Source organism: Streptomyces sp. NPDC049970 (genome assembly GCF_040660235.1).
In the GTDB taxonomy this organism is placed as follows: Bacteria; Actinomycetota; Actinomycetes; order Streptomycetales; family Streptomycetaceae; genus Streptomyces.
In genome coordinates, this window is sequence record NZ_JBFALP010000033.1 from 1 (window position 1) to 13,493 (window position 13,493).

The following is a 13,493-nucleotide window of genomic DNA, read 5'->3' on the forward strand; positions in this document are numbered from 1 at the left end:
TTTCCGGCGGTTCCAACTTTACCAGACTCTTTTTCGTTCCGTTTCCGGTCCGAATTTGATTCCGGCGACCCATGGAATGGTCTTTGCCTTTCGGCTGACTCGACTTTATCAGAAGCATTTCGACCGAAGCGAATCGGTGTGTCTGCTCGAAAAGAAGAAGAATCGATCGGCTCGGCGGGAATGTCGTCCCCTGCACGAGCGAGTTGAACTTTAGACGTCACACCCGAGCATGTCCAGCTCGCTGCAACCGTTAAATCCTACCTCCCCACGCCAACCGTGTCAACAGTTTTTGTGGCCGGTGAGGAGACTAGCAGTCCGGGGCCCTTCGACGCACATCGCCCCTCAGGCGGCCGACGGGAGTTCGGCACTTCGTTCGTCTGCCTCGAGGTCCCCTGTGTCGCCGGCGCGTGCGGCGCGGCCGCCCAGGACATAGACGTAGGCGAGGAAGCCGAGCTCAGCCGCGATGCCGATGGTGATGCGGGCCCAGGTCGGCAGGCCCGACGGAGTGACGAACCCTTCGATGACGCCTGAGACGAACAGGACCAGGGCCAACCCGATGGCCATACCGATCGCGGCCCGTCCCTGTTGGGCCAGTGCCGAGCGCCGGGTGCGCGGCCCCGGGTCGATCACGGTCCAGCCGAGACGGAGTCCGGTGCCCGCCGCCACGAACACGGCGGTGAGTTCGAGCAGGCCGTGCGGAAGGACGAGGCCCAGGAAGGTGTCCAGCCGGCCGGCGGAGGACATCAGGCCGATACCGACGGCGAGGTTCAGCACGTTGACGAAGAGGATCCAGATCACCAGTACGCCGAGGAACGCCCCCAGCACCAGGCACATCGCCGCGGCCTGTGCGTTGTTCGTCCAGACCTGGGCGGCGAACGAGGCGGCGGGGTGACTTGAGTAGTAGGTCTCGTACTCCCCGCCGGGTCGCGTCAGGGCGCGCAGGTCCTCAGGGGCGGCGATCGCCGCCTGCACCTCCGGGTGCGTGCCTATCCACCAGCCGAGGACGGCGGCGAGAAGTGTGGAGACCACCGCCGTGGGGATCCACCAGTGCCGCGAGCGGTAGACGGCGGCTGGAAAGCCAGCGGTAAGGAACCGTGCCGCGTCACGCCACGAAGCACGCCGGGTCCCCGTGACCGTGGAACGGGCGCGTGCCACGAGCTGGGTGAGCCGCGCGGTCAGCACCGGGTCCGGCGCGCTCGACCGGATCAAGGACAGATGGGTCGCGGTCCGCTGGTAGAGGAGGACGAGCTCGTCCGCCTCCGCCCCTGTCAGGCTGCGCCCCCGGTGCAGAAGATGATCCAGGCGGTCCCACTCGGTGCGGTGGGTGGTCACGAAGACGTCGAGGTCCATGGTCGGCTTCTGCTCCATGCATGGGTGCGTACGGATACGTACTACTGCGGCGCGCTGCGGGTCAGCTTGGCAGACTGTGGGTCCGAGGGGCAGGCAGGGACGGCGAGGGGTGGGTGGCGATGAACGAGCTCGTGACCGGAGATGCGGTCGTACTCGGACTGCAGCCGGCGAGGCTGCCGAGCCGGGCGCTGGCGATCACCATCGATCTCGCGGTGCTCATGACGGTGTTCGTCCTGCTGTCCGTCGGTCTGGCCGTGGCCGCCGTGACGCTCGACGAGGCGGCGACCGCCGCGATCGGCGTCGCCATGTTCCTCCTGGTGCTGGTCGGCGGTCCGGTGGCCGTCGAGACCCTCAGCCAGGGGCGCTCGCTCGGAAAACTGGCCTGCGGCCTTCGCGTGGTGAGGGACGACGGGGGGCCGATCCGCTTCCGGCACGCTCTGGTGCGGGGGGCGATGGGGGTCGTCGAGATCCTCGGAACGTTCGGCGTCGTCGCCTGTATCGGTTCCCTGGTGTCCGCCCGTGGGCGCCGGCTCGGTGACGTGTTCGCCGGAACCCTCGTCGTGCGCGAGCGGGTGCCGGCCGGGCGGGCCCTCGCCGTACCTCCGCCGCCCCCATGGCTCGTGGGCCGTTTCGCACAGCTCGACCTCTCGGGCGTGCCGGACGGTCTCTGGCTGGCGATACGCCAGTACCTCACGCGGATGCGCCAACTGGACCCCGCCGTGCGGTGGTCGATGGCCGAGCGCCTGTCCTGCGATCTCGCCGCGCGTACCGGTACGCCGGTGCCGCAGGGAGTGCCCGCCGCGGCGTACCTGGCGGCCGTGGTCAACGAGCGGCAGGCGCGGGACTCCCGGCGCGTGGCCGCGGCATCACACCGCGCCACTCCCGCCCGGGGCCCGGCGTCCTTTCCCTCCTACGCGCCCGCAGTCGGCGGCGTGTCCGCCTCCGCCCAGGTGGTGAACCGGTCTCCGCAGCGGGACGGTACGGAAGAGCAGGGCCCGGCGGGAGCAGCAGGTGGCCGGACCGAGGTGCCCGCAACGACCGGGTTCGCCCCGCCGGCCTGAGCGCACCGGTCCCGAGCACGGTGGTTGGACAGCCCCGAGCCCTGGAGGCTCTAGTCCCCACTCGTCGGGTGGGGCATGGCCGAGGGCGGTGACTCCAGGTGCTCGAGCTCGATGCCCGGAGCCGCGAGCACCACGTCACCGGCGATGTGCACGGTGTGCTGATCACCCGTGTCCAATGCGTTGACCTGGTATTCGTCCACCATCAGGGGGCCGTTGTCAGTGGGGTGCGCTTCACTGTTCAGCAGGGACCAGGCCTGGTCGACGGTACGGGGGGCGAGGACGGGGTCCGTGAAGGTGACCAGGCGGACGCGGGTCGCGGGGGAAGCGGGGGTGAGGCGCAGGATCCGGGCAGTGGCGACGAGGAACGCGGGGGACGTGCCGGCGAAGGTGTGGGCGCGGACGTTGCCTTCGGTGGCATGGGTGCCGGTCGGATCGGTCCGTACCCAGGTGACCCCGTCGATGGCGGCGCCGCGGATCTGCCAACTCGCGGCGTGCAGTTCGAGGCGGATGGGGCGGCCGAGTTCGTCCAGGGCCAGATCGACGGAACCCAGGTGTGCTCCCGTGGGGCCCGTGGTCTGGGAGACGTAGCGCCAGCCGGAGGGGCCGGGCGCGCAGTGGAAGTGTTCTTCGCCTAGGGGGGTGTGGTCGTGGAGGTCGTGGAGCGAATAACGGCCGCGGGGCATGGGGTCCTTCGGGTTCCTCGGGCTCTACAGGTTCGGTACGGCGCAGGCCCCCGGCACGGGGGTGCGGGGGCCTGCGTTCGGACCTACTACCGAGAGCTCCGCCGGCCGATGGCCGACGGGGTGCTCAGTAGCGGTAGAGGTCGGACTTGTACGGTCCCTCGACCGGGACGCCGATGTAGTCGGCCTGCTCCTTGCGCAGGGTCGTGAGCTTCACGCCCAGCGCGTCGAGGTGGAGGCGGGCGACCTTCTCGTCGAGGTGCTTGGGCAGCACGTAGACGTCGGTCGGGTATGCCTCGGGCTTGGTGAACAGCTCGATCTGGGCCAGGGTCTGGTCCGCGAACGAGTTGGACATGACGAACGACGGGTGACCGGTGGCGTTGCCGAGGTTCAGCAGGCGGCCCTCGGAGAGCACGATCAGCACCCTGCCGTCCTGGAACGTCCAAGTGTGGACCTGCGGCTTGACCTCGTCCTTGACGATGCCGTCGATCTTCGCCAGGCCGGCCATGTCGATCTCGTTGTCGAAGTGGCCGATGTTCCCGACGATGGCCTGGTGCTTCATCCGGGCCATGTCCTTGGCCATGATGATGTCCTTGTTGCCCGTCGTCGTGACGAAGATGTCCGCGGTCTCCACCACGTCGTCGAGCGTCGTGACCTGGTAGCCGTCCATCGCGGCCTGCAGGGCGCAGATCGGGTCGATCTCCGTGATGATCACGCGGGCGCCCTGGCCGCGCAGGGACTCCGCGCAGCCCTTGCCCACGTCGCCGTAACCACAGACGACGGCCGTCTTGCCGCCGATCAGGACGTCGGTGGCGCGGTTGATGCCGTCGATCAGGGAGTGGCGGCAGCCGTACTTGTTGTCGAACTTCGACTTGGTGACCGCGTCGTTGACGTTGATCGCCGGGAAAAGGAGGGTGCCGTCACGGTGCATCTCGTACAGCCGGTGCACACCGGTCGTGGTCTCCTCGGTGACGCCGCGGATCTCGGACGCCAACTGCGTCCACTTCTGCGGGGACTCCACGAGGGTGCGGTTGAGCAGCGTGAGGATGTACGCGAACTCCTCGCTGTCCGCGGTCGACGGGTCCGGAGCGGAGCCGGCCTTCTCGAACTCGACGCCCTTGTGGACGAGGAGGGTGGCGTCGCCACCGTCGTCGAGGATCATGTTCGGGCCACCGGTGGTGGTTCCGGGCCAGGTCAGGGCCTGCTCCGTGCACCACCAGTACTCCTCCAGGGTCTCGCCCTTCCAGGCGAAGACCGGGACGCCGGCGGGGGCTTCCGGGGTGCCGGTCGGGCCGACCGCGATGGCGGCGGCGGCGTGGTCCTGCGTGGAGAAGATGTTGCAGGAGGCCCAGCGGACCTCGGCGCCCAGGGCGACGAGGGTCTCGATGAGCACGGCGGTCTGCACGGTCATGTGCAGCGAGCCGGTGATCCTGGAGCCGGCCAGCGGCTGCGTGGCGGCGTACTCCTCGCGGATCGACATCAGGCCGGGCATCTCGTGCTCGGCGAGAGTGATCTCCTTGCGCCCGAAGGCGGCGAGGGAAAGGTCTGCGACCTTGAAGTCCTGGTGGTTGGCGGCCGTCGTCATAACGGGCTGCTCCTCGTGGTGGGTCGGGAGTGGGCCGGCTGGCTCTGCGGCGGCCACGGGCACACGAATGCCCGAGCAATCCGCAGTGCAGTCCGTCGGAGGCCCTCTCTCCCTCGGCCGGTCCGCCTCAGCGAACCGATCGACCGCCATCAGCAGCGACGTCTGGTACTCCCTCGAATCTACACCGAACGGCCCAGCGAACCCCAGCCCGCCCGGGCATTCATGTGGGTCGCGGAGCCGTTCGGGGCCGGTGCTCAGGGGGTCAGTGGCCGGATTCGGCCGGTTCGCCCGTGGGTGTGGGGCCGCCCGGTGTCTTGGCCGGGTCGACGCCGGCCTCGGCCGCCGCCTCGTTGTAGATGTCCGGCTCGAGGTAGATGACACGGGCGATCGGCACGGCCTCGCGGATCCGGGTCTCTGCGGCGTTGATGGCGGCGGCGACCTCCCCGGCGGACTCGTCGTGGCGTACCGCGATCTTGGCGGCGACCAGGAGTTCCTCCGGGCCGAGGTGGAGCGTGCGCATGTGGATGATGCCGGTGACGGTGTCCCCGTCGACCACCGAGGCCCGGATCTTCTCGACGTCCTCGGCCCCGGCCGACTCACCCAGCAGCAGCGACTTCGTCTCGGCGGCGAGAACGATCGCGATGACGATCAGCAGGACACCGATGCAGAGGGTTCCGATGCCGTCCCACACGCCGTTGCCGGTGCCGAGCGCCAGGCCGACGCCGCCGAGGGCCAGGACCAGGCCGACGAGCGCGCCCAGGTCCTCCAGCAGCACCACGGGAAGTTCGGGCGCCTTGGCCCGGCGGACGAACTGCGTCCAGGTGAGCTTGCCGCGGGTCTGGTTCGACTCCGCGATGGCCGTACGGAAGGAGAAGCCCTCGGCGATGATCGCGAAGACCAGCACGCCGACCGGCCAGTACCAGGCCTCGATCGCGTGCGGGTGCTTGATCTTCTCGTAGCCCTCGTAGATCGCGAACATGCCACCGACGGAGAACAGCACGATGGACACGAGGAAGGCGTAGATGTACCGCTCGCGTCCGTAGCCGAAGGGGTGCTCGGGTGTCGCCTCACGCTTGGCCTTCTTGCCGCCGAGCAGCAGGAGGCCCTGGTTGCCCGAGTCCGCCAGTGAGTGGACGCTCTCCGCCAACATCGAGGACGAGCCACTGAAGAGGAACGCCACGAATTTGGCCACCGCGATCGCGAGGTTGGCGGCGAGTGCCGCCACGATCGCCTTGGTTCCGCCTGACGCGCTCATGGGTGCCGGGTGTCCCTTCATCGGTGCTGCGGCACGGGCGCCGCGTTACGGCCGGACATTGTTGCAGCCGCTGGTGCGGACGGTACGTCAGACCACCACGGTCGCGCGGAAGAGTGTTCCCGTACCGGACACTTCGACCGTTTCGTCCGCCGGGACGAACACGGATTCGCCGGGTGCGAGGACTGTCTCCCCGGCACACGGTGACCCCGCCGTGCAGAGCAGGATCTGCGGGGTGCCCGCAGTGAGGTCGACCGCTGCACCGCCGGAGGGCAGGACGTATCGCGACAGCCGGAACTCGTCGACCGGGGTCTCGTACAGTTCCTCGCCGGTGGGCGAGGCCTCGGGGCGCAGGATGGCGGGTTCGGTGGCCTCGAAGCGGACGATGCCCAGCAGTTCGGGGACGTCGATGTGCTTGGGGGTCAGCCCGCAGCGCAGCACGTTGTCGGAGTTGGCCATGATCTCGACACCGAGACCGCCGAGGTAGGCGTGCGGTACGCCGGCCCCGAGGTACATGGCCTCGCCGGGCTGCAGCCGTACGTGGTTCAGCAGCATGGCCGCGAGGACACCCGGGTCGCCCGGGTAGTGGTGGGCGATCTGGGCGTACGGCGCATGGGCGCCGCCGAGCCGTTCCGCGGCCTCGGCGGCCTCGGCGACCGTCTGCGCCATCTCGTCCGGGTCCGCGGTGAGGATCGCTGTGAGGACCTCGCGCAGGGCCGCGTCCTCGGGGCGGGCGCGGAGCAGGTCCACGTAGGGCTTGAGCGAGTCGACGCCCAGGGCGGCTATCAGGTCCGCGGCCTCGGCCGGCGTGCGGAAGCCGCAGAGCCCGTCGAAGGCGGTGAGCGCGCAGATCAGCTCGGGCTTGTGGTTGGCGTCCTTGTAGGTGCGGTGCGGTGCGTCGACGGGAACGCCCCGGCGCTCCTCGTCCGCGTACCCCCGTCGTGCCTGGGCGAGGTCGGGGTGGACCTGGAGGGAGAGCGGGGCTCCGGCCGCCAGCAGTTTCAGCAGGAAGGGGAGGCGGGGCCCGAAGGCGCGGACGGCGGCGGGGCCGAGTTCGCGCTCGGGGTCCGCCGCGATGACGTCCGTCAGGGACTGCTCCCCCGGGCTCGTGGGCCTGCTGAGGCGGGAGGGGGCACCGGGGTGGGCTCCCATCCACATCTCGGCCTGCGGTTCGCCGGTCGGGGTCGTGCCGAGCAGTTCGGGAATGGCCGTGGTGGACCCCCAGGCGTAGGGGCGCACGGTGTTGGAGAGCCGGTCCATGGAGATTCGTCCTCGTCGGATGCGCGGGGCTGTGGCGCCCTGGGGGAAGCGGGCCGTCGGACTCCGTTGTCCGGCGCGGGCGGTCGGCCCCGTTCGGGAGCGGGCCGTCGGACCCTCTTGTCTCTGAGGGTCCCGGGTCGTCGGAGGCTGTTGCCGTGGAGGGCACGCAGGTCGTCGGAGCCCGATGTGGGTGAGAACACGCAGGTCGTCGAGCCTGTGGCCGTTGAGAGCCGCAGGTCGTCGGAGCCTGTGGCCGTCGTGGGCCGCAGGTCGTCAGCTGCTGTTGTCGGAGGCAAGGGAGAGGTAGACAGCGGCGAAGTCGGTGACCGCCAGGAGTTCGGCGAGGGCTTCGAGCGCGCTGCCCTCCTCGGGTTCCAGTTCGCTGATGGCCGTGTCGTGGCTCAGGGCCAGCTCGCGGGCCGCCGGGGCGGCGGTCAGGCCGCCGGTGGGCCGGTCGCGGAGCAGGACGACGCGGGCCCGCATGGCCTCGGGCTCGTCCACCCGGTCCCGGAAGAACTCGTCGGGGTCGGCACCCGCGGCGAAGGCTCCGGTGAGCAGTGCCCCGTGCGAGGGCAGCGCCTGCGGCAGCTCGGCCACCAGGGCGGGGCGCCCGGCAAGTTCGGCCAGCACCGCGGCGAACCGGCGCCCGACCGGGCCGGCGGCGTCACCCTCCGTCCAGACGAGGGGCAGGCTGTCGGCGAGTTCCGCGGCGAGGGTCTTGGCCGGGTTGCCGTACGTGGCGGTGGCCGGCCCGCAGCGCTCGGCGGTGTGGTCGAGCCGGTCCGCGACCTTCTGCAGTACGTCGGTGGGCGCGTCGATCAGGCCCACCCGGTCCAGGAGCGCCAGCAGCGGGGTGAGCAGTGCCCAGAGCGTGCCGGGGCCCGCCGCCGAGGTCTCGGCGTCGTACTCCCCGTGCGGTGCGGCGGCCATGGGTACGACGAGTCCGTGGATCCCGTCGACGGCGTCGCGCAGCGGGGACCGGACGGGTGCGACGGCGACGACCGTGCAGCCGCGGCGGTAGGCCTGCTCCGCGAGCAGCGCCAGGCCGGGTTCCGATCCGTCGGCGGTGGCGATGAGCAGCAGATCCACGGATCCGGCCCAGCCGGGCAGCGCCCAGCGCAGCGCTCCTGCGGCTGCCGCGACCCCGGTGGGACGGATCGCGGCGACGGGTGCGGCGGCCCCGGCGAGGGCGCCGATCAGGTCGGCGACGCCGGTCGCGGCGGTACCGGGCCCCGCGACGAGGACGGCGCGCGGCCTGCCTTCGGGCGCCAGCGCCCCGATGCCCGCCTCGGCGGCGTGCAGGGTGGCGGTACGCACACGCGCCCCGGCCTCGGCGGCGCCGCGGAGCAGGCCGCGGCGGTCGGCGCGGGCCAGGGCTTCCGGTGCGTCGAGCAACGACTCGTCGAGCATGGCGGTGGGCCTCCGATCACCGTGCTGATCAAGGTGCGGTTACGCGGGGCGCCGGGCCTCGTCGACCAGGAGGACCGGGATGTCGTCCCGCACCGGGTAGGCGAGACCGCAGTCCGCGCCGGTGCAGACCAGCTCGGGGCTTGTCGCCGCCGACCGGTCGTCGAGCGCGGCGTGGCAGGCCGGGCAGGCGAGGATCTCCAGGAGGCCGGCTTCGAGCGGCATGGGGTGGGTCCCTTCGGGCATGCGGTGCGGTCCGGGCCCGGTGCGGGTCCGCGGAGCTTGGGGCGTGGTCAGCCTACCGCCGGGCCGACAGGGTCGCGGCCCGGCAGGACCCGCCCGGCCGGGCATGCGTCGGGCGGTGTGCGGCGTAGGCGTCCGGGTGCCCACACACCGCGTGTGCCCCCGGTGCCCTCAGGTCACGCCCGCCTCCGCCTCAGCTCACGCCCGCAGCCGGCGCCCGCCGAAGCTCACGCCCGCAGCCGGCGCCCGCCGACGCGCCTGCGCTCACTGCCCGGCGGCAGCGGGACCCCGGCGCCTTCGCGTCACGCCCCCGGGCGCGCGGCCCCGTGCCCCGCGGTCAGGCCCGGACGAGGGCGAGGACCTCGTCGCGCAGCGCTTCCATGGTCCTGCCGTCCCGCGCCTCCACGTTCAGGCGCAGCAGCGGCTCGGTGTTGGAGGCACGGAGGTTGAACCACCAGTCGGTGCTCGTGACCGTCAGGCCGTCGAGTTCGTCGAACCGCACGTCGTCGCGGCCCGCGTAGGCCGCCTCGACCGCTGCCAGCCGGTCCGCCTGGTCGGCGACGGTGGAGTTGATCTCGCCGGACCCGGTGTAGCGGTCGTAACGGTCGACGAGCCCGGAGAGCGGTCCGTCCTGTCCGCCGAGTGCGGCCAGGACGTGGAGGGCTGCGAGCATGCCAGTGTCGGCGTTCCAGAAGTCGCGGAAGTAGTAGTGCGCGGAGTGTTCGCCGCCGAAGATCGCACCGTGCTCGGCCATCTCGGCCTTGATGAAGGAGTGGCCGACCCGGGTGCGGACTGGGGTTCCGCCGTTCTCGCGGACGACCTCCGGGACCGACCAGGAGGTGATCAGGTTGTGGATGACGGTGCCTTTGCCACCGTTGCGGGCGAGCTCGCGGGCGGCGACCAGGGCCGTGATGGCGGAGGGGGACACGCCCTCGCCACGCTCGTCGACGACGAAGCAGCGGTCGGCGTCGCCGTCGAAGGCGAGACCGATGTCGGCGCCCTCGGCGAGGACGCGGGCCTGGAGGTCGACGAGGTTCTTCGGGTCGAGGGGGTTGGCCTCGTGGTTGGGGAAGGTGCCGTCGAGCTCGAAGTACAGGGGTACGAGGTCGAGGGGGAGCCCCTCGAAGACGGTGGGGACGGTGTGGCCGCCCATGCCGTTGCCCGCGTCCACGACGACCTTGAGCGGCCGGATACCGGACAGGCCGACGAGTCCCAGCAGGTGGGCGGCGTAGTCGGTGAGGGTGTCGCGTTCGGTGACCGTGCCCGGGGTGATGCCCGAGGCGGCCGGGGCGCCGTGTTCCGACCACTGCTCGACGAGCGTGCGGATCTCGGTCAGGCCGGTGTCCTGGCCGACGGGCGCGGCCCCTGCGCGGCACAGCTTGATGCCGTTGTACCGCGCCGGGTTGTGCGAGGCGGTGAACATCGCCCCGGGCAGGTCGAGGGCCCCTGAGGCGTAGTACAGCTGGTCCGTCGAACAGAGACCGATGAGGGTCACGTCGGCGCCGCGCGCCGTCGCCCCGCGGGCGAAGGCTGCGACGAGGCCGGGCGAGGACGGCCGCATGTCGTGGCCGATCACGATCGCGTCCGCGTCGGTGACCTGGACGAAGGCGGCGCCGAAGAGTTCGGCGAGCGGCTCGTCCCACTGGTCGGGCACGACTCCGCGCACGTCGTACGCCTTCACGAGCTGCGACAGGTCAGCAACCACGGCCGGTCCTCCTGGGGTCTTTGCGGACCGCCCAAACTACCCGGCGGCCCGGGACCGCCCGTCAGGGGAGCATCCAGCCCAGTACCACCGTGCTCTGCGCCATGACCACCAGGCACATCACCAGCAGCAGGCCGAGGCTCCAGGGCAGGACCTTGCGCAGCAGGTCCCCCTCCCGCCCGGCGAGACCGACGGCCGCGCAGGCGATCGTCAGGTTCTGCGGCGAGATCATCTTGCCGAGCACTCCCCCGGAGCTGTTCGCGGCGGCGAGCAGTTCGGGCGAGAGGCCGGACTCGCGCGCGGCGGACACCTGGAGGGCTCCGAAGAGGGCGTTGGCCGAGGTGTCGGAACCGGAGACGGCGACGCCGAACCAGCCGAGCACCGGGGAGAGGAAGGCGAGGCCGGCACCCGCGGCGGCGACGAACTGGCCGATGGTCGCGGCCTGTCCGGAGAGGTTCATGACGTAGGCGAGGGCGAGCACGGACGTCACGGTGAGGATCGCGTAGCGCAGTTCACGCACGGTGGCCGCCCACTCCCGCGCCGCGGCGCCGGCCCGTACGCCGAGCACGACCGCGGTGACCAGGCCTGCGAGCAGGACGAGGGTGCCGCCCGTGCCGAGGAGCGGCAGGGTGAACACGTTGGCGCCGACCGGTTCGCCGTCCGGTCCCGCCACGTCGAGGAAGGGCCAGTCGAAGACGCGGGTCGCCTCGGCCAACAGCCGCTTGACGGGCGGAATCTGGGCGATCGAGAACACCGCGACGATCAGGGCGTACGGGGCGTAGGCGCGCAGCACCTCCCGGCGCGGATCCTCCTGGTCGAGGTCCTCGCTGCGCGCGCCGGTGAGCACCGAGGCGCGTACGGCTTCGTCGGCGGGCCTGCGGGCGCCGGGCAGCGCGATCAGCGCGCCCGCGCCCACCAGTGCGGCCGCGATGTCGGCGAGTTGCGCGGAGAAGAAGTTGGACGCGGCGAACTGGGCTGCCGCGAAAGCCACTCCGCAGACGAGTGCGGGCACCCAGGTCTCCCGCAGCCCCCGCCTGCCGTCCACCAGGAAGACCAGGATCAGCGGTACGACGAGGGCGAGCAGCGGTGTCTGGCGGCCGACGACGGTGGCGACGTCGTCCAGCGGCAGTCCGGTGACCTGAGAGAGCGTCACCACGGGTGTGCCCATGGCGCCGAAGGCGACGGGCGCGGTGTTGGCGACCAGGGAGACGACGGCCGCCTTCACCGGGTCGAAGCCGAGCGCAACGAGCATGACCGAGCAGATCGCGACGGGTGCGCCGAAGCCGGCCAGCGCCTCCAGGAGCGCGCCGAAGCAGAAGGCGATCACCAGTGCCTGGATGCGCGGGTCGTCGGAGACCCGGCCGAAGGACCGGCGCAGGATGTCGAAGTGCTGGGTGCGGACGGTCATCCGGTACACCCAGAGGGCGTTGACGACGATCCACATGATGGGGAAGAGCCCGAAGAGGACGCCTTGCGCGCCGGCGGAGAGCGTCTGACCGACGGGCATGCCGTAGGCCAGCCAGCCGACGAGCACGGCGACGGCGAGGCCGATGAGCCCTGCGAGGTGGGCCTTCATCCGGACCGCGCCGAGCAGGACCAGGACGGTGACCAGGGGCAGTGAGGCGACAAGGGCGGACAGGGCCGGCGAATCGGCTACGGGCTCGAGTTGCTGGACAAACACACAGGCCTCCCCGGATTCCGTGATGCGGAAGCGATCTCTCACAGGTGGGGGAATGGTCGTGTCCGCGACAAGTGGACGTCAATGCTCCGCACAGGAAAACTTTCCCGGACGGGCATGTGACGGGTGGGGACGAGTGATTGATGAGGTGTCAGGAATCCGGCGAGCGCAGGACCCGCAGGTGCCCTCGGCGCGCGACCTCCACCGGGTCCGCCGCGCGCGGCCCACGGCCGCCCGGCTGCCGGTCCTGGGGCCTGGCGGCTTCGCGCACGGCGTTGGCGAGCGCTTCGAGGTCGTCGCCGCTGGGGCGGGTGGGGGCCGAGGGATCGGAGAGCCGGACGACCTCCCAGCCGCGCGGCGCGGTGAGCCGCTCGCCGTGCTCGGCGCAGAGGTCGTAGCAGTGGGGCTCGGCATAGGTGGCGAGCGGGCCGAGAACCGCGGTCGAGTCGGCATAGACGTACGTCAGTGTCGCGACGGCGGGACGGCCGCACGCGGTTCGCGAACAGCGACGTACAGGGCTCACGATGTTGGACGGTACCGCACTCTTGAGCGGGCTGCGACGACGCTCCCACGGCTCGCCCCCTCGTGTCGGCCCACGCGCCCGGGCCGCGAGGCCCCGGCAGAACCGTTCCCACCTGCGCGGCGACCCGCGGGTTCCGGTGCGCGTCGGGGCCGTGGCGTTGACGGGAGGGAACAAAAGCGGTCATTCGACAGGGGGCCCGCGATCGGACCAAGGACCGGAATCGCACCCCGGCGCGGCTGGAACGCGCATCCGTGGACATCCGGCCGACCGGCGGAGTAGCCGTGATCCGGTCGGCCCGGGGAGCGTTACGCTGCGTCGGTGATGGACAGTCCCGTACCGCCCCACCCGCACGAGCCTCGGCCCCGCCGTCGCGACCGTCACGGCCGCGGTATGCGCGGGCCGGTCGCGCCCCCTCAGGTCCCGCTGTCGATCAGCAGGGCGGAGAGCTTCCGCGACCTCGTCCAGGACTCGGTGGAACGGCTGGAACGGCGCTGGCCCCAGCTGAGCGACGTCGACTTCCTGGTCCTCGACGTGCCGGGATCGCTCGACGAGACCGTGCCGCTGGGTCGCGCGCTCTCCGCCGAGAAGGGCCGGCCCGCGCAGATCGTCGTCTACCGGCGCCCCGTGGAGATCCGCACCAAGAGCCGTGACGAGCGGGCCCTGCTGGTCCACGAGGTCGTGGTGGAGCAGGTCGCGGAGCTGCTCGGTCTCTCCCCCGAGTCGGTCGACCCGCGCTACGGGCAGGACTGAGC

Annotated in this window: 13 protein-coding genes; 3 read left to right on the forward strand and 10 right to left on the reverse strand. The window is 71.3% G+C overall.

Going from position 1 to position 13,493, the window contains the following annotated elements; translation table 11 throughout:
• Positions 1-207, forward strand: a 207-nt coding sequence (locus AB0I83_RS30720) for a hypothetical protein (protein WP_356537618.1), incomplete at its 5' end; no start/stop codon positions are given.
• Positions 208-342: 135 nt separating this feature from the next.
• On the opposite strand, the gene AB0I83_RS30725 is transcribed toward AB0I83_RS30720, so the two are convergent.
• Complete coding sequence (locus AB0I83_RS30725) at positions 343-1,350, reverse strand: stage II sporulation protein M (protein WP_363306991.1); 1,008 nt, start codon at positions 1,348-1,350, stop codon at positions 343-345.
• A gap of 119 nt (positions 1,351-1,469) precedes the next feature.
• On the opposite strand from AB0I83_RS30725, the gene AB0I83_RS30730 reads away from it, so the two are divergent.
• Entirely contained in the window at positions 1,470-2,411 is a 942-nt protein-coding gene (locus AB0I83_RS30730) for an RDD family protein (RefSeq protein ID WP_363306978.1), read from the forward strand.
• A 50-nt stretch (positions 2,412-2,461) separates the two neighbouring features.
• On the opposite strand, the gene AB0I83_RS30735 is transcribed toward AB0I83_RS30730, so the two are convergent.
• The 9 genes from AB0I83_RS30735 to AB0I83_RS30775 form a co-directional block, all read right to left on the reverse strand.
• Entirely contained in the window at positions 2,462-3,094 is a 633-nt protein-coding gene (locus AB0I83_RS30735) for a hypothetical protein (protein ID WP_356537622.1), read from the reverse strand.
• 124 nt (positions 3,095-3,218) lie between these two features.
• Positions 3,219-4,676, reverse strand: coding sequence for an adenosylhomocysteinase (ahcY, locus tag AB0I83_RS30740; RefSeq protein WP_356537624.1), 1,458 nt, complete (start codon positions 4,674-4,676; stop codon positions 3,219-3,221).
• 262 nt (positions 4,677-4,938) lie between these two features.
• Entirely contained in the window at positions 4,939-5,931 is a 993-nt protein-coding gene (locus tag AB0I83_RS30745) for a cation diffusion facilitator family transporter (RefSeq protein ID WP_363306979.1), read from the reverse strand.
• Positions 5,932-6,018: 87 nt separating this feature from the next.
• Complete coding sequence (gene manA / locus AB0I83_RS30750) at positions 6,019-7,188, reverse strand: mannose-6-phosphate isomerase, class I (protein ID WP_363306980.1); 1,170 nt, start codon at positions 7,186-7,188, stop codon at positions 6,019-6,021.
• A gap of 273 nt (positions 7,189-7,461) precedes the next feature.
• Complete coding sequence (locus AB0I83_RS30755; RefSeq protein ID WP_363306981.1) at positions 7,462-8,598, reverse strand: SIS domain-containing protein; 1,137 nt, start codon at positions 8,596-8,598, stop codon at positions 7,462-7,464.
• A gap of 39 nt (positions 8,599-8,637) precedes the next feature.
• Positions 8,638-8,820, reverse strand: coding sequence for a Trm112 family protein (locus AB0I83_RS30760; RefSeq protein ID WP_356537632.1), 183 nt, complete (start codon positions 8,818-8,820; stop codon positions 8,638-8,640).
• A 355-nt stretch (positions 8,821-9,175) separates the two neighbouring features.
• On the reverse strand, positions 9,176-10,543 hold the full coding sequence (locus AB0I83_RS30765) for a phosphomannomutase/phosphoglucomutase (RefSeq protein ID WP_363306982.1): 1,368 nt from the start codon (positions 10,541-10,543) through the stop codon (positions 9,176-9,178).
• A 61-nt stretch (positions 10,544-10,604) separates the two neighbouring features.
• Positions 10,605-12,221, reverse strand: coding sequence for an L-lactate permease (locus AB0I83_RS30770; RefSeq protein WP_356844120.1), 1,617 nt, complete (start codon positions 12,219-12,221; stop codon positions 10,605-10,607).
• Positions 12,222-12,369: 148 nt separating this feature from the next.
• Positions 12,370-12,741: a DUF3499 domain-containing protein gene (locus AB0I83_RS30775; protein WP_356537638.1), complete on the reverse strand. Its 372-nt coding sequence runs from the start codon at positions 12,739-12,741 to the stop codon at positions 12,370-12,372.
• Between the two features lie 321 nt (positions 12,742-13,062).
• Here AB0I83_RS30775 and AB0I83_RS30780 point away from each other — a divergent pair, with 321 nt between their 5' ends.
• Positions 13,063-13,491, forward strand: coding sequence for a metallopeptidase family protein (locus AB0I83_RS30780; protein ID WP_356537658.1), 429 nt, complete (start codon positions 13,063-13,065; stop codon positions 13,489-13,491).
• Positions 13,492-13,493 lie beyond the last annotated feature (2 nt).

Bases quoted from the DNA above. Each gene is read 5' to 3' on its own strand.
- ahcY (WP_356537624.1), bottom strand. From the start codon at position 4,676: ATGACGACGGCCGCCAACCACCAGGACTTCAAGGTCGCAGACCTTTCC.
- AB0I83_RS30745 (WP_363306979.1), bottom strand. From the start codon at position 5,931: ATGAGCGCGTCAGGCGGAACCAAGGCGATCGTGGCGGCACTCGCCGCC.
- AB0I83_RS30760 (WP_356537632.1), bottom strand. From the start codon at position 8,820: ATGCCGCTCGAAGCCGGCCTCCTGGAGATCCTCGCCTGCCCGGCCTGC.
- AB0I83_RS30725 (WP_363306991.1), bottom strand. From the start codon at position 1,350: ATGGACCTCGACGTCTTCGTGACCACCCACCGCACCGAGTGGGACCGC.
- AB0I83_RS30780 (WP_356537658.1), top strand. From the start codon at position 13,063: ATGGACAGTCCCGTACCGCCCCACCCGCACGAGCCTCGGCCCCGCCGT.
- AB0I83_RS30755 (WP_363306981.1), bottom strand. From the start codon at position 8,598: ATGCTCGACGAGTCGTTGCTCGACGCACCGGAAGCCCTGGCCCGCGCC.
- AB0I83_RS30730 (WP_363306978.1), top strand. From the start codon at position 1,470: ATGAACGAGCTCGTGACCGGAGATGCGGTCGTACTCGGACTGCAGCCG.
- manA (WP_363306980.1), bottom strand. From the start codon at position 7,188: ATGGACCGGCTCTCCAACACCGTGCGCCCCTACGCCTGGGGGTCCACC.
- AB0I83_RS30735 (WP_356537622.1), bottom strand. From the start codon at position 3,094: ATGCCCCGCGGCCGTTATTCGCTCCACGACCTCCACGACCACACCCCC.